Here is a 24,467-nt window from a genome sequence, read left to right as displayed (position 1 = left end):
TCAATTACTCCTTCGCTTTCTTGCCTTCTAATAATGTTTGAATAATAATTAATACAACACCAATACATAATGCTGAATCAGCTATATTGAATACTGGATAGTTGTACGAGAAAATATACACGTGAATGAAATCCACTACTTCTTGTCTAAATACACGATCAATAAAGTTACCAATTGCCCCGCCCAAAATTAGGCTTAACGAAATACCTAGAAGCTTGTCTGTTTTCGCATACTTTTTCATATAAAATACAATAAACACTACAAAAACAACTGTAATAATGTAGAAGAACCACATTTTATTTTCTAAAATACCCCAAGCAGCGCCTCTATTTCGATGTGATGTTATGTATAATACATTGTCGATAATCGGAATACTCGTACCCAATTCCATGTTCTTTACAATTAACCACTTCGATATTTGATCGATAGCAATGACGAATAACGCTATTACATAATATATCATTTTCATTTCCCCCACAAAGACAGTGTACCTCAAAATTTTAGCATAGCTGCTACCTTTTCACAATGAACCTTTATAGAAGAATAAAATAAATTTAAAAAAGGTAATATAATATCGTTGTGCGTATTCATACATTTACCTTTTCGTAGAAGAATTCATGAATCGTACGGGCAGTCGGCATTGTCTTCATTTGCTTTGTCGAAATTAATCTCCCTGTCTCTTCACAAATACCATACATGTCTATTTCCATTTTAAATAATGCGCGTTCTACATCCTTTAAATCCTCTTTTATATCATGTAATAGCAATTTTTTCTTTATCTCTTCCTTAATTTCATATCCAAGCTCTTGGCTGAACTCGACATCATATTTGTGCATTACTTCTTTAGCTAGTCTCTCTTGCAACTCTTTTCTCATCAATTGCAATTCTTCTTTTATTTCCATGTAAATTTCATTCACGTGTACATTCCTCCTAGCTGTAATGTACAGTTAGTGTGTCCGAAATTTATTTGCTTACCTCACACACATTTTTCCTTCACAGGAAAGAGTCTGAAAGTGATCTTGATATGCCATCAACAAAAAAACTGACCGCATCAATAGCAGTCAGTTTTTTATTATTTTACATAGTTTTCTTTAACAACTGTTGCACAACGCTCACATAATGTTTCATGTTCAGCATCTTTACCAATTGTTTCTGAAACTACCCAACAACGTTCACATGTTTCACCAGTTGCTTGAACAACAACAACCGCTGTATGTTCATACTTCGGTGCATCTGCTGGCGCTTCATCCATCATACCACCAAGTTTATACTCAGAAACGATGAATAATTGCTTTAAGTCTTCGCTAATAGACTCTAACATAGCTTTCATTTCTGCAGTTGGATATAGCGTAATGCTTGCATTTAATGACTTACCGATTACTTTTTCATTACGAGCTACTTCTAGTGCTTTTAACACGTCATCACGTAATGTCATAAATGCATCCCATTTTGTTTTTAACGCTTCCGCGTCATCTAATTGTACAGCTTCTGGCATATCAGTTAATTGTACACTTTCTTCTGTTACGCCTGGAATATATGGCCATACCTCATCAGCTGTGTGCGGTAAGATTGGTGTTACAAGTTTCGTTAACGCAACAAGAACATCATATAATACAGTTTGAATTGCACGACGATCTTCGTGGTTTGCACCTTCAATGTATAAAATGTCTTTTGCAAAGTCTAAGTAGAATGAACTTAAATCAATTGTACAGAAGTTATGAATTGCATGATACACAGCAGCGAAGTCGTATGTCTCATATGCTTCTTTAACTTTTGTAATTAAGTCATTTAATTTTACTAACATGTAACGATCTACTTCACGAAGTTCAGCTACAGCTACTGCATTTTCACTTGGCTTAAAGTCGTCTAAGTTTCCTAATAAGAAACGGAATGTGTTACGGATTTTACGATACACTTCTGCTACTTGTTTTAAAATATCATCTGAAATACGTACGTCAGATTGATAGTCAACAGAAGATACCCATAAGCGTAAAATGTCTCCGCCTAATTGATCCATGATTTTCTTCGGTACGACGATGTTTCCAATCGACTTACTCATTTTACGTCCTTCACCATCTAGTACGAAACCGTGGCTTAGTACGCCTTTATATGGAGCTTTACCTGTTACAGCAACTGCTGTTGATAATGAAGAGTTAAACCAACCACGATACTGGTCAGATCCTTCTAAATATAAATCAGCTGGACGCTGTAAATCTTCGCGCTCTTCTAATACCGCTTGGTGAGAAGAACCTGAATCGAACCATACATCCATGATGTCTGTTTCTTTACGGAATTCGCCATTTGGGCTACCTGGATGTGTAAATCCTTCTGGTAATAGATCTTTCGCTTCACGCTCGAACCATACGTTAGAACCGTGTTCACGGAATAAATCTGCTACATGGTTAATTGTTTCATCCGTAATAATTGGATCACCATTCTCAGCATAGAATACCGGAATTGGCACACCCCATGCACGCTGACGAGAAATACACCAGTCACCACGGTCACGAACCATATTATGAAGACGAGTTTCTCCCCATGCTGGTACCCATTTTGTTTCTGCTACAGCTTCTATTAATTCTTTACGGAATGCTTCAATAGATGCAAACCACTGTGCTGTTGCACGGAAAATAATTGGTTTTTTCGTTCTCCAATCATGTGGGTATGAATGTGTAATGAATGTTAGTTTCAGTAACGCGCCTACTTCTTCTAATTTTTCTGTAATTGGTTTGTTAGCTTTATCATAGAATAAGCCTTCAAATCCAGGTGCCTCATTTGTTAATACACCTTTATCATCGACTGGGCAAAGTACTTCTAATCCATACTTTTTACCAACAACGAAGTCATCTTCCCCGTGTCCTGGTGCTGTATGAACACAACCTGTACCTGCATCTGTTGTTACGTGATCTCCTAGCATAACTAATGAATCACGATTGTAGAATGGATGTTTTGCAACTGTATACTCAAGTTCGCTACCTTTTACTGTTTTCACAACTTCAGCATTTTCCCACTCTAACGTTTTTGCAACTGTCTCAAACAGCTCAGAAGCAATGATATATTTCTCATCATTTACTTTTACAATGCTATATTCAAGCTCTGGATGAACAGAAATACCTAAGTTTGCAGGTAATGTCCAAGGTGTTGTTGTCCAAATGATGTACTTTTCATCACCTTCTAATACGTTCTTTCCATCTTTTACAGGGAATGCTACGTAAATAGATGCTGATTTTTTATCTTGATATTCAATTTCAGCTTCCGCTAAAGCAGATTCACTCGTTGGAGACCAGTAAACTGGTTTTTGACCTTTATAGATATAACCTTTTTTCGCCATGTCACCAAACACTTTAATTTGTTGTGCTTCATAAGCTGGCTCTAAAGTAATATATGGATTATCCCAATCTGCACGTACACCTAGACGCTTAAATTGTTCACGTTGACGTTCTACTTGTTCATATGCATACTCTGCACATAACTTACGGAACTCAGCAACTGTCATTTCTTTACGTTTTACACCTTTATTTGTTAAAGCTTGTTCAATTGGTAAACCGTGCGTATCCCATCCTGGAACATATGGCGCACTAAAACCACTCATTGATTTATAACGAACAATAAAGTCTTTTAATACTTTATTTAATGCATGTCCCATATGAATGTCACCATTCGCATATGGAGGTCCATCATGCAATACAAATAAAGGACGACCTTTTGTATGTTCTTGTACTTTTTCGTAAATATTCATTTCAGCCCATTTTTCTTGCATTGCAGGCTCACGTTTTGGTAAATTCCCACGCATTGGGAACTCAGTTTTTGGCATCAGTAATGTATTTTTGTACTCCATGCTCAATTCCTCCTTACATGTATAAAAGAAATACTTAAAAAACGGAATAAAAAAGAGACCTTCTCATCCCAAAAAGGGACGAGAAAGTCTCCCGCGGTACCACCCTAGTAGATCATATACATATGTATAGAATCCTCTTTATATTCTTAACGCGAATACACGCCTACGCTTACTCTATTTGTTCAGCGCGGAACTCCAGGGTGATATTCCCACTATCTCCTTATCCTGAGCTTACACCATCCTCAGTTCGCTATATAAGGTTTGAAAAGGTACTTATCCCTATCTTCGTTTTTCTTAATAAATATGTTGTTTAAAATTATATGTAATAATGAGAAAAACGTCAAGCTTACACTGTTTCTTCTTTTTTCAACAGTTCATCTACTTCGTCTTCTAATTCAATTAGTTTATCCCAATCATCGTTGTTTAACATCTCAAGCTGTGTTTCTAATAACATACGGAAACGAGTTCGGAATACTTTCGCTTGTTTCTTTAGCTCTTCAATATCAAAAGCAACTTTTCTTGATTTTACTAATGCTTCGTTAATAATACGATCAGCATTCTTTTCAGCTTCACGCACAATTAATTTCGCTTCTTTTTGCGCATTACGTTTTACTTCTTCCGCTGCTTCTTGTGCAACAACGATAGATTTGTTTAACGTATCTTCAATATTAGAGAAATGATCTAACTTCCCTTCTAACTGCGCAACTTTTTCTTCTAAAGCTTTTTTCTCACGAATGACCAATTCATAATCTTTGATAATTTGATCAAGAAACTCATTTACTTGATCTTCATCATAGCCACGGAATCCGCGACCAAATTCTTTGTTATGAATATCTAATGGTGTTAACGGCACAACGCCACCTCCAAGTAGTTATCTAAATTTCCTCTTTCAATTATATCTTTTCTTCGACAAAATAGGAGGATTTCCTTCTAAAAAACCAATCATTTTAGTATACCATACAAAATTCTCCATTTGTCGCGTTTTGTTCTACCTTCTACAGAAAATAATTTACTTCGGCCATATCCTCTAACAGAAAAAACATCTCCTGGATAACATTCATAAGAAGTTTGCTCCACTGTTTTCCAATTGACTTTTACTAAACCATTTTTTATGAAAGGTTGTACTTTCTGTCTAGATAAATGTAACATTTCAGCTAACATAACATCTAAACGAAGTGAAGAAACCGTTCCAGATTTCTCTCCCCACGTTTCATGTATCTGTAGAATTTGTTCTCCATGCACTGACGCTAAAGAGACTTTTACTTTCCCTATTGATTGTAAGTTCATCTCAATATACGATACAATTTCTTTCGCAACTACAATTTGGGCACGATTTTCTTGCAGCAAAATATCACCACATTTTTCTCTTGTTAAACCAAGAGACATAAATGTACCTAATATTTGCCTATGTTCTAGCGTATAAAACTTGGAAGGATAGTCAATTTCTAATACTTCTACTTGAAATTCTTCTTCATTTAATTCTAGATAGTCTGGATAAATAAGTGCTCTTTTACGCTCTGCATTAGGCGTTGCACCACCAAATTGCACAGCAACATCACCTTGTCCTATTACCATAGAAACAATTTGTTGTTGCCTAGGATCGAGAAAATCCGTTAACTTCACTTGATGGTACTCCGCCGCTCGCTTCCACTCTAGCACTTTATCCACAAAGACCTCCTCATCAGGCCTAAAATGTTCGTAGATGCTCATGTATTTACCTTCTTACTATAAGAAATAGCTTAATAAACTGAACAAACCAGTTTTAGCAAGTTTCAACGCAAAGATCGCAACGATTGGAGAAATATCAATCATTCCAAGCGGCGGAATAAAGCGGCGGAACGGTTCTAAATACGGTTCACAAATACGTGCCAGGAACTCTCCAAAAGATGATTCCTTCGCACCAGGAAACCATGATAGGAGAATGTAAATAATAAGTGCCCACGAGTAAATCTCGATAGCATAACTTAACACTATAAAAACTGTTGTCATGGCGTATTACCACCTCTTTATATTTGTTTCTTCTTCTTCACCGAATAACTCTGAAATCGCACCAACAATATCTACATTTTCAGGTGTACACATAAATGTTTTCGGCCCTATTTTTTGAATGTCCCCGCCTATAGCGTATACAGTACCACTTAAAAAGTCAACGATACGTACCGCTTGATCAGTAGACATTCTCTGCAAATTAATTACAACAGCTCGTCTACCTTTTAAGTGGTCCGCAATCCCTTGTGCTTCCGAATATGTGCGTGGTTCTAATAAAACAACTTTTGAAGATTGTTTTGCTGTTTCAATACTCACAACATTTTGCTTCGGTTGCGCTTTCGGAAACGTAACGTCTTGTTGTTCTGGTGGATCTTGCTGCTTTTTCATGTCTGTTTGCTCCTTTTCATAACCATATTGAGCTGCTTCTTTTTCTTCCGGTGTATCAAAAAAGAAGTATTTTACTTTTGACCAACTCATAATAAGATTCTCCTTCCTTTTACGCTTTTCCTACTAAAATCGTTCCCAAACGAATATATGTAGCCCCTTCTTCAATTGCAATCTTGTAATCGTTGGACATTCCCATTGATAATTCTTTACATGGCGCATGTAATAACTCTAGCTCCTGCACCTCTGTTTGCAGCATACGTAATTCCTTAAAACAGCGTCTGATTTCTTCCTCTTCTTCTGTAAATGGAGCCATCGTCATTAGTCCAACCACTTCAATTTTATCGAATTCTTGCAAACTTTGAATAAAAGAAACAACCTCTTCTATTGCCAATCCTTGCTTCGATTCTTCAGATGAGGTTTTCACTTGAATAAAGCATTTCACTTTCTTATCAGCACGTTTCTGAATTTCTTTCGCCAGTGAAAGACGATCTAACGAATGTAAATAATCAATTTCATTAATGATTTCTTTTACTTTTCTCGTTTGTAATGAGCCAATAAAGTGCCAATTAACTTTTGAACCGAAATGCTCGTATTTCTGTAAGAAACCTTCATTTCTATTTTCACCTAAATCGATAACTCCAGCTTCAATTACTTCGTTTGTTTTTTCAATCCCTACAGTTTTTGTAACTGCAACAAGTTTAATATCTTGCAACGAACGTCCAGCTCGAGCGCAAGATTCTTTAATAGCTTCGTTTACAATTACTAAATTTTCTTGTACTGTCACTTGCTTTCTTCCTCCTTAAAACCTATGAAACTCAACATTCTTCCTGTCTTACCTTGATCACGACGATGAGAGAAAAATAGTTGCTCTTCACAGCTTGTACAAAGAGATGACATTACAATATGCTCTTCTTTTATGCCTGCTTGTACACATAATATACGATTAATTTCTTTTAAATTAATTGCGTACTGCCCGTCAGAAATTTTTTGATGAGGAACAGCACCCCTAACTACTTCCTGTGCTGCTGTTAATACACGATCATCCACAACATAACAACAAGATCCGATCGACGGCCCAATTGCAACATGAATTTCATCACTTGAAATACCTTCTGCATTCCACTTTTGAATCATTTCCTTTGCAATCTCTTGTACAGTGCCTTTCCATCCAGCATGCGCAAGTCCTATCATACCATGTGATGGTGCATAAAAATAGAGCGGAACACAATCCGCGTAACAAGACGTTAACAGAACATCTTCATTACTCGTATAAATGCCATCTGTTTTTGAAATGCCGTCCTCATATGAATAGACACCACTTCCCTTTTCCTGTTGCCCTACTTTTTCAACATGATGAGCATGAATTTGTTCAGAGCAAATCCAGTTTTCTAATGGTTTTTGTAACTTATTTGCTAAAATGCGTCTGTTTTCATGAACGTTCTCCACGATATCATTCACATGTAATCCTAAATTCATCGCATGAAAGGAGCCCGTACTTATCCCACCATCTTTTGTCGTAAATCCAGCAGTAATGTTTCCAAGTTCTTTCCACGCTTGTAAATACAGTATACCGTCCACATATTTAAATGGTTCTCTCATAATAAAGCGGCTCCTTTTAATTAAAATAACAGAAAAAAGCATGGTACTTCCTGTCTATTTTACCATACTTTTATTTTTTCATAATCCTAACAGAAAAAAAAGAGGAATTTGTAATATTCTTTATGAAATTGTCGGTGTTTGTATTGATTCTGTTACAGAATTAACAGGATTTACTCTTACAAGTATGACATCTTCCCCAATTTTCACAATTTCCTTCCAAGGAATTACAATCTCAACATCTTTTCCAAAAATACCTAGCATACGTGTCTGTTTGGAAATAATAACAGAACAAATTTTCCCTGTGTTCATATCAATTTCAATATCTCCAATATTCCCAATCCTTTTTCCATCTGAAATATTTATAACATCCTTCATCTGTAACTCTGAAATTCGTATCACCATTTTCATCCTCTCCCTTATATGACAAATTGGAAACTGTTTCTCATATTTACAGGAAGCCACCTATACGAAATTATATGAACACTAATCCCCTACTATGAGCACAAACCATATTACATATAAAAAGGTCTCACCATAATTGGTGAGACCTTATCCTTGAATCGTTTTATTCATTTGTTTAATGGCTGACTTCTCTAAACGTGATACTTGCGCTTGGGAAATCCCAATTTCTTCTGCAACTTCCATCTGTGTCTTTCCTTGGAAGAAACGTTTTCTAATAATCATTTTCTCTCTATCATTTAAACGCTTCATTCCTTCTTTCAATGCTAATTCTTCAACCCACTGCTCGTCCTTTTGTTTTTCATCACTTAACTGATCCATAACAAAGATAGGATCTCCCCCATCATTATAAATCGGTTCAAATAATGAGACTGGATCTTGAATTGCATCTAAAGCAAATACTATCTCTTCATGAGTTACTTCTAGCACTTTTGCAATATCCATTGCTGTTGGTTCTTTTGAATTTTCTGCAATCAACTTTTCTCTTACTTGCAAAGCTTTATACGCAATATCTCGCAATGAGCGCGATACGCGAATCGGATTATTATCACGCAAATATCTGCGTATTTCCCCAATAATCATCGGCACAGCATACGTTGAAAATTTTACATTTTGGCCTAAATCAAAATTATCAATTGATTTCATAAGTCCGATGCAACCAACTTGAAATAAATCGTCAACATATTCTCCTCTGTTATTAAATCTTTGGATGACGCTCAGTACAAGACGTAAGTTTCCATTCACTAATTTTTCTCTTGCGCTTATCTCTCCACTTTGCATTTCACGAAATAATTTACGCATCTCTTCATTTTTTAATACTGGAAGTTTAGCTGTATCAACACCGCAAATTTCTACTTTGTTTCTCGTCAAAGTGTTCCCTCCTATCGGGAGTTGCTGTACAGTGTAAAGTATTTCCTTTGAAGGGGATTTTATGCATGTGGTTTTTTCACGATTTGTTATTTAAATTATCTTTCCTAATACAACTAAATAGAATAAGACCAGCCTACATAACGGCTGGTCTTATTCTTTACACCATTTTATTAAATTCTTTTCGTAATCTTTTTATAATTCTTTTTTCTAAACGCGAAATGTATGACTGTGAAATCCCAAGCATATCAGCCACATCTTTTTGCGTCTTTTCCTCTCCTCCAGCAAGCCCAAACCGAAGTTCCATAATTTGTTTTTCACGATCATTTAATTGGTGTAATGCTTTCATTAAAAGGTGACGATCTACAGTAGCTTCTAAATCTTTTGTAATAATATCATCATCTGTACCTAACACGTCAGACAATAACAGTTCATTCCCATCCCAATCAATGTTTAGTGGTTCATCAAAAGAAACTTCCGAACGATTTTTGTTATTTCGACGTAAATGCATTAAAATTTCATTTTCTATACAACGCGATGCATATGTTGCTAATTTTATTTTCTTTTCTGGATTAAATGTATTTACCGCTTTAATAAGGCCGATTGTTCCTATACTAATCAAATCTTCAATATTTATCCCTGTATTTTCAAACTTTCTTGCTATATATACAACGAGCCTTAAGTTACGTTCAATAAGTAATGACCTTGCTGCCTGATCTCCTTTTGGCAATTTATTCAAAAGAACTTCCTCTTCTTCTTTTGTTAACGGTGGTGGCAACGCTTCACTTCCACCAATATAATAAATTTCATCGGTCTTAATTCCTAATTTCAGCAATACTTTATACCAAAGGTATACTAAATAAAATTTTAATTTCATCATATTATCCCGCCTCTCATTATTAAGCAATTACCATTTTTTGTGAAATCAACATTTTTGGATGCACAATACATTGATACTCCCCATTAGTAGAAAGCTGTTGTGTATTTAATCCAATTAATACTTTGTTTACAACAATAGAACTACCTTCATGGTCAACTTGCACACTGTCAGGCTTAATTGCCCACAAAAATTGACTCTCTACTCCTACTGCACGGAAAGGAATTAAGCGTAATTTTGTCGCCCAACCAGAATCATTTTCTGGTATTTGAGGAATTTCTGTTTTGGAATAAATTTGTTCTGTTAACCAAGATGGTAAGCAATGTTCTAATGATGAAACATGCATAATCATAACGGGTGTTTTTGTTAATGGGTCATAAAGTTGGTTCCCACTGTCAATAAGACCTGCCAGTTCTAGTTCTTCTTCTGCTAATTGAATTTTTACTTTCACAATTTGATCATAGTGTATTTTCGTGACCTCTACGCTTTCAATACGCTTTTTAGAAAAATAATAAATTACTGGAAAACCAAAAATAACAAATAACCAACTAATTGGATCACCGTAAGAAATTGACTGAGATTGAACCAATCCATTTACCATTTCATTCGTTTGCAAAAAGAAATGAGTTCCAATTAATCCTCCGCCAACCATAAAGGTTACAAAGTAAAAAGTAAAAACAGTTTGTGCATAATTTCTAAATGTTGTAAACCCAAATGCTGTATACACAATAAGTAATGAGTACAGTAGTTTCATAATTGGATGTGTCATCATAGAAGCAAAAGGAGTAAAGGCAAAAATAACAATAGTTGAACCTATAAATGCCCCTAACACAAGCCTCCATTTTTTGATTTTCTTTTTTAACACGGTAGCTGTTAATAAAAGCAAAAGAAAATCAATGCAGGCGTTTAACAACCAAACAACGTCGGCGTAAACAACCAAACAATTCACCTCTTTTTTCAAGTTGAGACTAGTATAATGCATATCCAATAGGAAAGTGTGTCAATTTGCGGAGGTGTTTTTTTGTTATTTTGTGATTTCTAGACATAATCTGTCGGTAAAAAATAAAAGTACAAATTCATAGAATGATATACTCTTATTTTCACCAACAAAATATACCAAATAAAAAAAAGACCTGCTTAGCAGGTCTTTTCCATTTAAAAAACAAAAAAGGAGCATGAAAGCTCCTTTTTTTATCGTCTACGACGGTTACGTAAAAATGCTGGAATATCGATATCATCTGAATCTGAATGACGCTCATGTACAACTGGCTCTTCACGCTTCATTTCACGTTTTACTTCACGTTGTTTTGAAGGTTGAGCTACTGGTTGTTGCTGTTGTTGCGTGTGGTTCGCATTCGGACGAATAATTGGTTTTGGTGGTTGAGTTGCAATGCTATCATCAAAACCAGTTGCAATTACAGTTACAACGATATCATCTTTTAATCCTTCGTTAATAACAGAACCGAAGATCATATTTACTTCTGGATCTGAAGCTGAAGCTACAATATCTGCCGCTTCTTGTACTTCATATAAGCTTAAGTTAGCGCCACCCGTAATGTTCATGATAACACCTTGAGCTCCATCAATAGATGTTTCTAGTAATGGACTAGAAATCGCTTTTTTCGCAGCTTCTGCAGCACGATTTTCCCCGTTACCAGAACCAATACCCATTAAAGCAGAACCTCTATTAGACATAATTGTCTTTACGTCTGCAAAGTCTAAGTTAATTAAACCTGGCGTTGCAATTAAATCCGAAATACCTTGAACACCTTGACGTAATACGTTATCAGCTTCACGGAATGCTTCTAACATTGGCGTATTTTTATCAACAATCTCTAATAAGCGATCGTTTGGAATTACAATAAGAGTATCTACATTTTCTTTAAATGCTGCAATACCAGATGCTGCTTGCGTCGCACGCTTACGTCCTTCAAAAGTAAATGGACGTGTTACAACACCAACTGTTAAAGCACCTAATTCTTTTGCAACTTGAGCAACAACTGGAGCTGCACCAGTTCCAGTTCCACCGCCCATACCGGCAGTTACGAAGACCATATCCGCACCACGAAGTGCTTCTTGGATCTGTTCTTTACTTTCTTCTGCAGCTTTTTTCCCTACTTCAGGGTTTGCGCCTGCACCAAGTCCACGCGTTAATTTTCCACCAATTTGCATTTTTGTTTCAGCTTTTGATAGATTTAATGCTTGTGCATCAGTGTTCACAGCGATAAAGTCTACACCTTGTACACCGTGTTCAATCATACGGTTTACAGCATTGTTTCCGCCACCGCCGACACCGATAACTTTTATATTCGCTAATTGATCTTGAGTAGTATCAAACTCTAACATGTCGAAATCCCCCTAGAACCTCATTTTTCGTGTCCAATTTTAATCCCATAAATAACGGAATACACGTTTTACTTTTGACATCATGCGGTCATCATTTTGATTATTATTGTTTTGATTACGAGTTTTTTGTTTCGCGGGTTGCTGTTGTACCGGCGTTGGTGCTGGTGCTGGTACTGGTTCAAAATGCTCTTGCTTTTCCTGCACATTTTTCCCACGTAATTTAGCTTTTTGATAAGAATGTTTAATTAATCCAACTCCACTTGTATATTGAGGCTCACGCACACCAATATAATCAGGAGTTGCTACACGAACATTTTCATGTAAAATATCATATGCAAGATCAAGAACACCTGGCATAGAAGCAATTCCGCCAGTTAGTACATAACCAGAAGCCACTTGCTTTACTCCTAACTTACGCACTTCATCTTGAACAAACATTAAAATTTCCTCTACACGAGCCTCTATTATATCCGATAATTCCAACTGAGAATATTGTTCTGTTTGATCACTTCCCATAATAGGAACCGTAAACATCTCTTCTTCAGATGCTGTATCATAAAAAGCATGTCCATATTTCAACTTAATTTGATCTGCATTTTCTGTTGAAGTTTTCAACCCAATCGCAATATCTTTCGTTATATGGTCTCCACCTAATGGTAATACGCTCGTCGCTTGTAACTCTCCATCTTTAAAAATAGATAAAGTTGTAGATCCTCCCCCCATATCAACAAGGGCTACTCCTCTATTTTTTTCATCTGAAGATATAGCAACTGTTGCAGCCGCTAAAGGTTGAAGACAAATATCAACAATTTCAAGACCTGCTTTTTCTACACAACGAAGTAGGTTATGTAGTAAAGTTCTCGAGCCTGTAATAAGTGTACCTTCCATTTCTAATCTTACACCGATCATCCCGCGTGGATCGTTAATCTCGTCAAGACCGTCTACGATGAACTGTCGAGGTACCACATCAATAAACTCACGTTCTGGAGCAATTGACACAACTTGTGCTGCATCTAGAACGCGTAAGACATCTTCATTCCCGATTTCACGATCTTCATTTGAAACAGCGACTACTCCGTGACAAGGAAGTAGCTGTACCTGGTTTGCATTGACACCTACTACAACTTGCTCAATGTGGATTCCCACCATGCGCTCAGCTTGTTCAATTGCTTTTTTAATTGATCGAACAGTCTCGTCTATATCAACTATCGATCCCTTCTTTAAACCATTTGATTTTACATTTCCAACACCAATAATGTTTAAGCTGTCATTAACCATTTCACCAATGATGACTTTAACATTGGATGTACCGATGTCAAGACTAACATATATTTCATTGCTGTTCATTCTTTGGCACCTCCTTCTTTATTTATACCATACAACTCAATATATGGAACAACAATCGCAACTTTACTATTTATAAGAAAAATATTCAACGTCTTTATACGTTTCCCTTTTTTAACCCTATATTTTTCTTATTTTTATTTAGCATTCAATTAAGAATATCGCAGTAAACTATGAATAACTGCTTATCTTGAAATAATTCTATTTCGAGTGTAAAGTTTACCGCCAAGTATAAGTCTACACTAAGATGTACTCATAGAAAAGTGAAACTTGTACCAATACTAGTATGAATCTAAGAATTTTTACATATTTTTCATCAAATGAACCATTCTTCTAAATTCGTATACATATAATAGAACATTCGTTTCGTTTTTTCTGCTATAAGCAACGAAAACTACCATTCTATTCTTTTTTTTCTTCCGCACCTAATTCTTTCGTATATGCACCTACTTCTAAGTCAATTAATACCTTCTTACCTGGCTCAATTGTTTTTAAAATAAGTGGATAGGCTTCCATACGTTTTGCGAAATTTTGAATCGTAGTGCTCACTTCATAACCTTCATTCATATATAAAGTAAGATGATCTTCATTCGCATTCGTTGGTGAATAGCGAATCTCCGAAATAGATTTTAAAATAGCTGGTGTTAATTTTTCTAGTTCAGCGATTAACTCCTTCATTTTCTCTTCTTTAAAAGGTTCAAAAATCGGTGCTGCAACAGGAAGTTTTCCATTAGGTAGTACATCAAGCGTTTTTCCATTTTCTAATAACGGTTGTAATTTTCCCTCTTTATTTATATAACCAATCGTTAAATATTCTTCGATATGAATATCAATCTTGTTTGGAAAACGTTTTTTTACATTTACTGCTTTAATTTCTTTTCGCTTCGTTAAGTTTTCTTCAGCTTTATGTGCTGTCACTCGGAAATAACTTGTATCATATGTCACGCCTGAATCCTTCATTACTTGCTCATCCGTCATATAGTGATTTCCAAACACACTAATCTTTTTTATATTACTAAGCGGAGACCGAAAATAAATTAAAAAGAGCACTAATAAAAATAAAATTGATATGTATAAAATCAATCGATGATTAACATTTTTTTTGTTTTTTTTCTTTTGATTTTTCAATTTTGGTACACGATCTTGTAGTTTAATCACTTTACTATTATTCATGTACGATCCCCCTATGTAACATAAAGAACGGCATGTTCCTCATGCCGTTCTTATCTTCTTATTATAACATAAATGATAATGAGCGGAACGAATAACCGTTATCTTCCAATGATTTCTACTTCTGTGTGCATATCTACATCAAATTTATCCTTAATTGTATGTTTTATTAATTCAATTAAAGACAATACATCTTGCGCTGAAGCTCCCCCGGTATTAACAATAAAATTGCCATGCATTTCAGAAATTTGAGCTCCACCAATCCTATAACCACGAAGCCCTGCTTTTTCTACTAAATCTCCTGCAAAATGTGGGATTGGATTCCGAAATACACTTCCTGCACACGGGTGATTCCATGGTTGCGTTTCACGGCGGTAATCTTTATTATTTTGCATACTACGTACAATTTCTTCACGTTTTCCCGCCTGTAATTGAAACACCGCCTCTAAAACAATACCAGGACGTTTCGTTTGCAATACAGATGCCCGATAAGAAAACTCCAGTTCTTTATTCGTTAACCAGTCAATTGTACCGTCTTCAAACAGAATGAGAGCCTTCGATAATACACTCGATATATCCGATTTATGTGCACCTGCATTCATGTATACTGCACCACCGACACTTCCTGGAATACCGCTCGCAAACTCCAATCCAGCTAACCCTTGACGACTAAGTAAAGTTGACAATTTAATAAGAGGATATCCACTACCAACTCTTACCTTATGTTTTTCGACCTCTAAGTGATCTAATCCTTCTCCTAAACGAATAACAACACCTTCTATGCCTTGATCAGATACAAGAAGGTTTGAACCGCGACCAATTACAGTCCACTTCGTTTTGTATTGCTTTACTAACTGTAATGTTTTTTCAATACCGGCTACATGCTTTGGCACAATTAAAATATCCGCTGGTCCACCTATTTTCATAGTTGTATAACGTGCTAACGGCTCGTTAACTAAAACACGACCAACGTCTGCTTCTATAAGCTCATTTACTAATTGTTCCATAGACAATCTCCCCCATATTAAGTCTCCTTATGACAATAATATGCAGGGCGTTCACCTAACGTTATCCCTCTATTTACGGGCAGTACAGCTCCTAAATCAAAATTCGGCGATAACAAAGAAATTAGGCGGAATCAGGATGTCAGTAAACATCCTATTAGTGAAAGATAATAATCAAAGAGAGAGAATCACTCCCCACTGATTAAAGCCTCACTTTATTTTTTTACAAGCTTATTCATTACTTCATACAGCTTATTTGCTGCATCTGGAATACCTAGTTGCTTAGCCGCTAGCTTCATATTTTGTAATGTTTGTGCATTCAATAAAATCTCATCAATATCACGAATAAGCGTTTCAGCTGTTAAATCTTTTTCAAGTAACATTTTTGCCGCTCCTTTATCAACAACTGAACGTGCATTCTTTTCCTGATGATTATTTGTTACATACGGACTCGGTATTAACACACTTGGTTTTCCTAACGCTGTTAATTCTGCAAGTGTTGTTGCCCCAGCCCTTGAAACAACAAGGTCTACACCAGTTAGTACCTCTGGCATATTATGAATGAACGGCTTAATAATAACATTGCTTGGGTTTCCTTTTTGCTTCACGGCTTCCATCACTTTATCATAATGTACTTCACCCGTTACATATAGTATTTCGTAGCTTTTGTTCCCAAACTGTTCAATTGCTTCAACGAAGGCATCGTTAATCGGTCTAGCCCCACGACTTCCACCAAATATAAGTACAGACTTTTTAGGAAGAGAAAGCCCAACTGAACGTTTCCCCTTCATTCCATTTTGATCCATTACCTCTGATGCTCTTGGATTGCCTGTCATTACCACTTTTGACTCTGGAAAATGCTCTATAGCTGCTTCAAAACAAACAGCAACTTTATCAACATAACGGCTTAAAAACTTGTTCGTTACACCTGGTACACTATTTTGTTCATGTACAATAGTTGGAATACCTAGTTTGGCTGCAGCGTATACAACTGGTCCACATACATATCCACCCGTTCCAATTACGATATCCGGATTAAAACGACGAATGTATCGTTTACTATCCTGTACACCTTTTAGAAAACGCATTACTGTTTTCACATTATCTAATGATATTTTTCGTTTAAATCCACTTATAACAATAGATTGAAATGGTATACCTGCTTTTGGAACGATTGTACTCTCTAGTCCATTTTCCGTACCAATATATAAAAATCTCGCTTCTGGATTTAACTTTTTTATTTCTCTAATTAAAGCAAGAGCTGGATAAATATGACCACCAGTACCCCCACCACTCACTAATACACGCACTACTAACTCCTCCGCTTCTCTTTTCTTATTTCCATTATACTTATTTCTATATACATATTGCATTTTTACACACATACGAAAAACCCTGTCTTATAAACAGGGTTTAGTAGCGAGAATGGCGACTTATATTTAATAATACACCTACTGCCATTAACATTAATGTCAAACTTGATCCACCATAACTTAAAAACGGCAAGGTAATACCCGTAACAGGCATCAGTCCTGTTACAACACCAACATTAATCATTACTTGAATCGCAATCATCGCCACAATACCTACTGCTAAAAACGTACCATATAAATCTGGCGCTCCTAATGCGATACGAATCCCGCGCCATAATAATAGACTAAATAATAATAACACAAATGAACCACCAATAAAACCTAATTCCTCGGATAAGATTGCAAATATAAAGTCAGTTTGCGGTTCAGGTAAATAAAGAAATTTTTGTCTACTTTGTCCAAGTCCAAGCCCAAATAATCCACCAGGTCCAATTGCAAGTAATGATTGGATAATTTGAAATCCACTCCCGAGCGGATCTGACCACGGATCTAAATATGATGTAATGCGTTTCATTCGATACGGTGCTGATGCAATTAACCCTACAAATCCTGCTACACCAATCAAACCAAACATTGCAAAGTGAAAGACTCTCGCTCCCGAAATGAATATCATAATGATACATGTCCCAACCATTACCGTTCCTGTCCCAAGGTCTGGCTGTAACATAATCATCCCAAAAGCAAGAAAAACAAAACTAAGAGCCGGTAATAAACCACGTTTAAAAGATGTAATCAATTTTTGCCGTTCTGCTAAAAACTTTGCCAAGAAAATAATCATCGCAAACTTCATAAATTCTGACGGTTGAATCGAAAATGCTCCGATTCCAATCCAACTTCGTGCTCCTCCTCGAACAAGACCTACTCCAGGAATAAGAACGAGAATAAGAAGAATGAAGCAAACTAGCAAAATCACTTTTGAATACGTACGCCACACCCAATAATCAATTTTCATAATAAAAAACATAGCTACTACACCAAGACCCGCAAACAGTAATTGTCTTTTTGCAAAAAAGAATGAGTCCCCCATTTTATAAGAGGCCCAAACTGCACTCGCACTATAAACCATAATCATTCCGATTGTCAACAATGAAAGTGTTACGATGATGAGAATAAAATCAGGCGTTTTCTTCATTACCCACAAACACCACCTCTTTAGGCAGAACCTTTTGCCCTATGTAACAAAACATCAGTAGGTGTTAGCCTACTGATGTTTTGATTTACTTTATATAAGTTTATGCACAGCTTGTATAAAAATGTCTCCTCTTTCTTCAAATGTTTTAAATTGATCCCAGCTTGCACACGCTGGAGAAAGAAGAACAACATCGCCATCTTTAGAATGAGCATAAGCCTTCACCACTGCTTCATCCAAAGTATCGACACTTTCAATTATATCTAATCCCGCTTTTTCTGCCGCTCTTACTAGTTTAGGAGCTGTTTGTCCAAATGTTACAATCGCTTTTACATTTTTGAAATACGGAATTAAATCATCGAATTCATTTCCGCGATCAAGCCCACCTGCTAGTAACACAATCGGTTGTGTAAACGCAGATAGTGCTTTCTCAGTCGCTAACATATTCGTTGCTTTTGAATCATTATAAAACTTACGGTTGTTAATCGTTGTTACATATTCTAAACGATGTTTTACACCCGTAAAACGTTTTAACACGACCGTAATTGCTTCATTAGAAGTACCTAATAATTTCGCAATACTCATCGCAGCTAAAATATTTTCTAAATTATGTTGACCAGGTAAAACGATATCGCTTACTTCAACAACTTTTTCACCTTTGAAATAAAGAGCGTTATCTTTTATACACGCGCCATCTTCAATTTCTTTCGTTGTCGAAAACAGGATTTTTTGACCTTTAGAATACGCAGACAAAGCCATCACATCTGCATCATCCGCATTTATTACACTATAATCATTTTCTGTTTGGTTTTTAAAAATATTTGCTTTCGCTAAACCATATTCTTTCTTCGTCCCATGATAATCTAAGTGGGCCTCAAATAAATTTAAAAACGCAGCAATTTTAGGTTGGAACAATTCTACTCCCATCAATTGAAACGATGAAAGTTCTGTAACTACAACTTCATTTTCTTTTGCACCCTGTGCTACTTCACACGCTACAGTTCCAATGTTCCCTGCAATTACAGGATGCTTTTGTCCTTCTTTTAGCATTTCAAATGTCAGCATTGTCGTCGTCGTTTTACCGTTAGACCCCGTAATCCCAACAAATGGTGCTTCTGAAATACGATATGCTAATTCAACTTCCGTAACAATTGGAATTTGCTTTTCTTTCGCAGCAACTAATATTGGATTAGAATACGGGATTCCTGGATTTTTTACTACAAGAGAAATATTTCTCTCTAATAATTCTAAAGGATGACCACCGCATACAACGTCCATTCCTTTTGCTTGTAATTCTGCAGCAAGTACATTCTCTGCTAAAGGCTTTCCGTCATTTACAATAACATTTGCCCCTAACTTTTGTAACAATGTAGCTGCTGCATAACCACTTTTTGCAATGCCTAATACAAGAATATTCTTATTTTGAAATTCAGTTACAGTTTTCAATTACATCCACACCCCGATATAAATTCCTAACACAGCTAATAAAAATCCTGCAGACCAAAACGTCACAACAACACGCCACTCTGACCAACCACATAATTCATAATGATGGTGTAATGGACTCATTTTAAAGACACGTTTTCCTGTTGTTTTAAATGAAATGACCTGAATGATAACCGATAAAGTTTCCATTACGAATACTCCGCCAATAATTACAAGTAGCAATTCTTGTTTTAATAAAATCGCTACAGCTGCAATGGCTCCACCTAAAGCTAATGAACCTGTATCTCCCATAAACACTTTTGCTGGATTCGCATTGAATACTAAAAATCCAAGTACAGCTCCTACAACTGCCATACAAAATATCGCTACTCCAAATTGCTCTTGTGCCACAGCAATAATACTAAATGCTCCAAATGCAATAGCAGCTGTTCCTGATAATAAACCATCTAAACCGTCAGTTAAGTTAACTGCATTTGATCCACCAATAAGCATAAATAGTACAAGTACAAAATACGCCCAACCTAATTCAAACTTAACATCCGTTCCCGGAATCATGATGTATGTGTGGAACGCTTGCCCTTTTCCAATTAAAAAGAATGCAATAGCAATAACAAGCTGACCTACTAATTTTTGTTTTGATGTTAAACCAAGATTTCTCTTCTTAACTACCTTTATGTAGTCATCTAAAAATCCAATCAATCCGTAACCAAACGTCACTAATAGTAATAACGAAACCTCTGCACCTAAATAATTAAACTTAATCGCCATAATAAGTGAAGTTACCATCATAGATACGTATATGACGATACCACCCATTGTTGGTGTCCCTGATTTTTTTTGATGTGACTTTGGTCCTTCATCACGAATACTCTGTCCGAACTTTAATTTTCTTAAAAATGGAATAAACAATGGCGAAAGGGCAACAGAAATTAAGAATGCTACCCCAGCCGTTACTAATAAACCTTGCTCAAGCACATGTAGTCCTCCTCTCACGTTGTTACTCTTCGTTGCTTAAACGCCCTTTAATTGCTTCTTTAGCAACTTCACGATCATCAAAATGATGAACTTCTTTACCAATAATTTGATACGTTTCATGACCCTTACCAGCAATAATAATGATATCATCTGCTTTCGCTTTAGTGATTGCATGGTGTATCGCTTCTTTTCTATCAATAATCACTTCATAATTTTTCCCACTTGCACCATGTACCATATCATCTAAAATAGCCGCTGGATCTTCACTTCTTGGATTATCTGATGTGTAAATTGCATGAGTTGCATATTTTGTTGCAACACTTGCCATTATCGGTCTCTTCGTTCGGTCCCTATCGCCGCCACAACCAACGATACAATACACATCACCTTTTGCAAATTGTTTTGCAGTTTTTAATACATTTTCTAAACTATCCGGCGTATGTGCGTAATCAACAATAACTGTATAATTTTGTCCTCCATCAACAACTTCAAAACGCCCTGGAACCCCAGCTAGTTCTTTTATAACAGCAATGATTGTTTCTAATTTCACACCCGAAACAAGTCCTGCTGCTGTTGCTGCAAGTACGTTATATACATTAAATTTACCTATTAATTTCATCGTAACATTTACACTTTCATATGGTGTGACAAGCGTAAATGTAGTCCCGCCACTCGTCATAACGATATTTTTTGCCATAATGTCACTTGTTGTATCAATACCATATGTTACAACTGTTGCTGCAGTACTTCTCATATACTCTTCTGTTACATTATCATCGCTATTCAGCACAGCGTACTTTTCGCCATTATGATTATAACTATTGCCAAGCTGTGCAAATAGTAACCCTTTTGCATGTTTATATTCTTCCATCGTTTGATGATAGTCTAAATGATCTTGTGTTAAATTCGTAAATACCGCTACATCGTAATCACATCCGTGTACACGACCAAGATCTAACGCATGTGACGAAACTTCCATTACCGTGCTGTCCACACCTTGTTCAACCATTTTTGAAAACGTCTGTTGAAGTGTTAGTGCATCTGGTGTTGTATTTTTCACCTCAAATGTTTCATCACCGATTTTCATATTAATCGTTCCAATTAGCCCTGTTTTATGACCATGTGCTCGCATAATCTCATCCATAATATGCGATGTTGTTGTCTTTCCATTTGTACCTGTAATTCCGATTAAATGTAACTTGTGTGTCGGTTGACCATAAAAATAATCAGCTAAAACCGCTAACGAACGAAAAGTATTTTTCACAAGTACAACTGGAACGTCAACATCAATTGGTCTTTCCGCAACAATAGCAGCCGCTCCTTGTGCCGCTGCTTGCTTAGCAAAATCATGGCTATCAACCGTATATCCTTTCATACATACAAATAAGCTTCCCTCTTTCACTTTACGTGAATCAGCTTCTATAGATGTGATTTCTGGATTTTCTTTTGGAACAACTGGAAAATCATGCAAACATGATACAAGTGTATGCAACTTCATTTCACTAAACCCTCTCTACATTGTTTATTTATCTTTTTTAGTAAGCAACACATTACCTCCTATATAAGGAGGTAAGTGCTACTGACCTATTTATGAATGAGACACTTACTGTCTCAAATTAAGTAACTGTTCTATAAAGAACTCACTTCCACCAATTGTACCATAAAACGTACTATGTTACCTTTAATTCCCGAAGTAAATTCTAATTTTTGAGCCTTCTTTTACTTTAGCTCCCGCTTCTGGTGATTGTTTAATTACTTTCTCTCCATCTCCACTTATATCAAGCTTCAAATCGACGAGTTGTGTTTGTAAGTCTTTCTTTTTCATTCCAATTAAATTCGGAACTTCCACAGTTGGTGTATCGCCCCATTTATATTCTTTCTCAACTTGTTCTTTTCTCGGTTTCACTCCCATAACAGGAAGCGCATCTCGAAGAATATTCCCGACAATTGGAGCTGCTACCACTCCACCAAACTGTGTAACCCCTTTTGGATTATCAACAGCAACATACACAACAATCTCTGGATCATCCGCTGGAGCAAATCCGATAAAAGATACTATATAATTATTCTCTAAATATTTACCATCTTTCACCTTTTGAGCAGTACCCGTTTTTCCACCTACACGATATCCATCAATATAAGCACCTTTACCAGAACCTTTCGCTACAACATTCTCTAATGCATAACGAACTTTTTCTGAAGTTTCCTTGGAAATAACTTTTCTTTTCTCAACAGGTGTCTTTTTACTAACAACTTGATTATTTTTCGGATCAATAAACTCCTTAGCTATATACGGCTGATACAATGTTCCACCATTTACAGCCGCCGCTACAGCTGCTACTTGTTGAATCGGTGTAACAGAAACCCCTTGGCCGAATGAAGTTGTTGCTTGCTCTACTGGACCAACTTTATCTAAATTAAATAAAATCCCACTGCCTTCACCTTGCAAGTCAATTCCAGTCTTCTGCCCAAAACCAAAATTACGAATGTATTTAAATAATCGGTCTTTACCAAGGCGATCACCAAGTTCAATAAATCCCGGGTTACATGAGTTTTGAACGACTTCTAAAAACGTTTGACTGCCATGACCTCCTGCTTTCCAGCATTTCAATCTAGCTCCACCTACTTCAGCTGCTCCATCATCATAAAACGTATCCTTCTCTAAGTCTACTAAATTTTCATTCAATGCTGCAGCTAATGTAATGATCTTAAATGTTGAACCAGGCTCATACGTACTCCATACAGGTAGATTTCTGTTATACACTTCTGGAGAGACACTTTGAAAATCCGCTGGGTCAAAACTCGGTCGACTAGACATCCCTAAAACTTCACCATTTTTAGGGTTCATCGCAATCGCAATCATACCGTCAGGATTATAAGTTGACTCCGCGATATTCATTTCTCTTTCCATAATCCTTGTAATACGCGCATCGATTGTTAATCCTAAATTTAAACCGGCTTCTGGCTTTTTGAAATCATCACCAACATTAGGCATCCTTTGTCCTTTCGCATCTGCAAAAAAACGCACATGACCTTTGTCCCCATTTAGCTCTTTATCATAATATTTTTCTAGTCCCATAAGACCTTGGTTATCGCTACCTGCAAAACCTAATACATGTGATAAAAAGTTTCCAAATGGATAGTACCGGATAGAATCCTCTGCGATATACACGCCCTTCAGACTTAATCCTCGTACTTCTTTCGCTTTGTCATGTGATATTTTCCTTCCGCCTTTATCTAACCTTACAATCGATTCTTTTTTTGTAATCCTTTTATAAATCTCATCTTTTTCCACACCTAATACTGCAGCTAACTTCTCTGCAGTCTCTGCTGGTTTTTCAATTTGCCTCGGTACAACAAAGACAGTTGGAGCACTTTTATTCGTGGCAAGTTCCACACCATTTCGGTCTAAAATTTTCCCACGTTCGGGTTCAAAAGTAATATTACGACTCCATGAATCTTTCGCACGATCCGTTAACATATTCCCAAGAAAAAATTGCACATATCCAAGACGAATATCGATAATCGTGAAAATAAGTATACCTGATATAAGTATAAAAATAAGTCGTTTTCTAACTGTTACATTTGATACACGCATATCGGAACAAGCCTCCCTTACGCCTAGCTTGTTCCAATATATGCTTGTACTTATTTAATTAGAACT

General features: G+C 36.3%; 23 protein-coding genes and 1 other annotated feature. All 23 genes read right to left on the bottom strand.

Going from position 1 to position 24,467, the window contains the following annotated elements; translation table 11 throughout:
* Nucleotides 1-4 precede the first annotated feature (4 nt).
* The 23 genes from lspA to EBQ15_RS19900 all read right to left on the bottom strand — a co-directional run bounded on the left by lspA (nt 5) and on the right by EBQ15_RS19900 (nt 24,401).
* Nucleotides 5-463 (bottom strand): lipoprotein signal peptidase LspA, encoded by a 459-nt coding sequence (gene lspA / locus EBQ15_RS20010; protein WP_000642184.1) that lies wholly within the window; start codon nt 461-463, stop codon nt 5-7.
* 124 nt (nt 464-587) lie between these two features.
* Complete coding sequence (locus EBQ15_RS20005) at nt 588-917, bottom strand: TraR/DksA C4-type zinc finger protein (RefSeq protein WP_001002956.1); 330 nt, start codon at nt 915-917, stop codon at nt 588-590.
* A gap of 155 nt (nt 918-1,072) precedes the next feature.
* The gene (gene ileS2 / locus EBQ15_RS20000) at nt 1,073-3,838 is read right to left on the bottom strand and encodes an isoleucine--tRNA ligase (RefSeq protein WP_000455920.1); all 2,766 of its coding nucleotides are present in this window, start codon (nt 3,836-3,838) and stop codon (nt 1,073-1,075) included.
* Between the two features lie 71 nt (nt 3,839-3,909).
* Nucleotides 3,910-4,133, bottom strand: a binding site (T-box leader).
* Nucleotides 4,134-4,184: 51 nt separating this feature from the next.
* Nucleotides 4,185-4,691: a septum site-determining protein DivIVA gene (gene divIVA, locus EBQ15_RS19995; RefSeq protein WP_001131611.1), complete on the bottom strand. Its 507-nt coding sequence runs from the start codon at nt 4,689-4,691 to the stop codon at nt 4,185-4,187.
* Between the two features lie 89 nt (nt 4,692-4,780).
* Nucleotides 4,781-5,548 carry a YlmH family RNA-binding protein gene (locus EBQ15_RS19990; RefSeq protein ID WP_016118557.1) on the bottom strand — a complete coding sequence of 256 codons (768 nt, stop codon included), beginning with the start codon at nt 5,546-5,548 and terminating at the stop codon, nt 4,781-4,783.
* Nucleotides 5,549-5,563: 15 nt separating this feature from the next.
* Nucleotides 5,564-5,827, bottom strand: coding sequence for a YggT family protein (locus tag EBQ15_RS19985; protein WP_000214233.1), 264 nt, complete (start codon nt 5,825-5,827; stop codon nt 5,564-5,566).
* A 6-nt stretch (nt 5,828-5,833) separates the two neighbouring features.
* Nucleotides 5,834-6,304, bottom strand: coding sequence for a cell division protein SepF (locus tag EBQ15_RS19980; protein ID WP_000119129.1), 471 nt, complete (start codon nt 6,302-6,304; stop codon nt 5,834-5,836).
* A 19-nt stretch (nt 6,305-6,323) separates the two neighbouring features.
* Complete coding sequence (locus tag EBQ15_RS19975) at nt 6,324-6,998, bottom strand: YggS family pyridoxal phosphate-dependent enzyme (RefSeq protein ID WP_000218007.1); 675 nt, start codon at nt 6,996-6,998, stop codon at nt 6,324-6,326.
* Nucleotides 6,995-7,813, bottom strand: coding sequence for a peptidoglycan editing factor PgeF (pgeF, locus tag EBQ15_RS19970; RefSeq protein ID WP_001209005.1), 819 nt, complete (start codon nt 7,811-7,813; stop codon nt 6,995-6,997). Before pgeF ends, EBQ15_RS19975 begins: the two co-directional genes overlap by 4 nt.
* A 120-nt stretch (nt 7,814-7,933) precedes the next feature.
* Nucleotides 7,934-8,215, bottom strand: a complete 282-nt coding sequence (locus EBQ15_RS19965) for a YlmC/YmxH family sporulation protein (protein WP_000236745.1) — start codon at nt 8,213-8,215, stop codon at nt 7,934-7,936.
* Between the two features lie 147 nt (nt 8,216-8,362).
* Nucleotides 8,363-9,142, bottom strand: a complete 780-nt coding sequence (gene sigG, locus EBQ15_RS19960) for an RNA polymerase sporulation sigma factor SigG (RefSeq protein WP_000197755.1) — start codon at nt 9,140-9,142, stop codon at nt 8,363-8,365.
* 157 nt (nt 9,143-9,299) lie between these two features.
* Nucleotides 9,300-10,019 carry an RNA polymerase sporulation sigma factor SigE gene (gene sigE / locus EBQ15_RS19955; RefSeq protein ID WP_000976948.1) on the bottom strand — a complete coding sequence of 240 codons (720 nt, stop codon included), beginning with the start codon at nt 10,017-10,019 and terminating at the stop codon, nt 9,300-9,302.
* A 19-nt stretch (nt 10,020-10,038) separates the two neighbouring features.
* Nucleotides 10,039-10,956: a sigma-E processing peptidase SpoIIGA gene (gene spoIIGA / locus EBQ15_RS19950; protein WP_000261970.1), complete on the bottom strand. Its 918-nt coding sequence runs from the start codon at nt 10,954-10,956 to the stop codon at nt 10,039-10,041.
* Between the two features lie 251 nt (nt 10,957-11,207).
* Nucleotides 11,208-12,362 (bottom strand): cell division protein FtsZ, encoded by a 1,155-nt coding sequence (ftsZ, locus tag EBQ15_RS19945; protein WP_000888984.1) that lies wholly within the window; start codon nt 12,360-12,362, stop codon nt 11,208-11,210.
* Between the two features lie 39 nt (nt 12,363-12,401).
* A complete protein-coding gene (gene ftsA / locus EBQ15_RS19940) occupies nt 12,402-13,709 on the bottom strand; it encodes a cell division protein FtsA (protein ID WP_001087557.1) in 1,308 nt (435 codons plus the stop codon).
* A 399-nt stretch (nt 13,710-14,108) separates the two neighbouring features.
* Complete coding sequence (gene divIB / locus EBQ15_RS19935) at nt 14,109-14,879, bottom strand: cell division protein DivIB (RefSeq protein ID WP_001065789.1); 771 nt, start codon at nt 14,877-14,879, stop codon at nt 14,109-14,111.
* 98 nt (nt 14,880-14,977) lie between these two features.
* The gene (murB, locus tag EBQ15_RS19930; protein ID WP_000437024.1) at nt 14,978-15,883 is read right to left on the bottom strand and encodes a UDP-N-acetylmuramate dehydrogenase; all 906 of its coding nucleotides are present in this window, start codon (nt 15,881-15,883) and stop codon (nt 14,978-14,980) included.
* Nucleotides 15,884-16,095: 212 nt separating this feature from the next.
* The gene (gene murG / locus EBQ15_RS19925) at nt 16,096-17,190 is read right to left on the bottom strand and encodes an undecaprenyldiphospho-muramoylpentapeptide beta-N-acetylglucosaminyltransferase (protein WP_021728036.1); all 1,095 of its coding nucleotides are present in this window, start codon (nt 17,188-17,190) and stop codon (nt 16,096-16,098) included.
* A 103-nt stretch (nt 17,191-17,293) separates the two neighbouring features.
* Nucleotides 17,294-18,385: a stage V sporulation protein E gene (gene spoVE / locus EBQ15_RS19920; protein ID WP_000753520.1), complete on the bottom strand. Its 1,092-nt coding sequence runs from the start codon at nt 18,383-18,385 to the stop codon at nt 17,294-17,296.
* Between the two features lie 90 nt (nt 18,386-18,475).
* Nucleotides 18,476-19,828 (bottom strand): UDP-N-acetylmuramoyl-L-alanine--D-glutamate ligase, encoded by a 1,353-nt coding sequence (murD, locus tag EBQ15_RS19915; RefSeq protein WP_000860128.1) that lies wholly within the window; start codon nt 19,826-19,828, stop codon nt 18,476-18,478.
* Complete coding sequence (mraY, locus tag EBQ15_RS19910) at nt 19,829-20,803, bottom strand: phospho-N-acetylmuramoyl-pentapeptide-transferase (protein ID WP_000893060.1); 975 nt, start codon at nt 20,801-20,803, stop codon at nt 19,829-19,831.
* Between the two features lie 22 nt (nt 20,804-20,825).
* A complete protein-coding gene (gene murE / locus EBQ15_RS19905) occupies nt 20,826-22,301 on the bottom strand; it encodes a UDP-N-acetylmuramoyl-L-alanyl-D-glutamate--2,6-diaminopimelate ligase (protein ID WP_000766319.1) in 1,476 nt (491 codons plus the stop codon).
* Between the two features lie 183 nt (nt 22,302-22,484).
* Complete coding sequence (locus EBQ15_RS19900; protein WP_001266237.1) at nt 22,485-24,401, bottom strand: stage V sporulation protein D; 1,917 nt, start codon at nt 24,399-24,401, stop codon at nt 22,485-22,487.
* Nucleotides 24,402-24,467: the final 66 nt, after the last annotated feature.

The sequence above is a fragment of the Bacillus sp. 2D03 genome (assembly GCF_003946765.1).
GTDB classification, from domain to species: domain Bacteria; phylum Bacillota; class Bacilli; order Bacillales; family Bacillaceae_G; genus Bacillus_A; species Bacillus_A cereus.
Note: the sequence above shows the minus strand (reverse complement) of the source record. Positions and strands in the feature narration are given on the sequence as shown.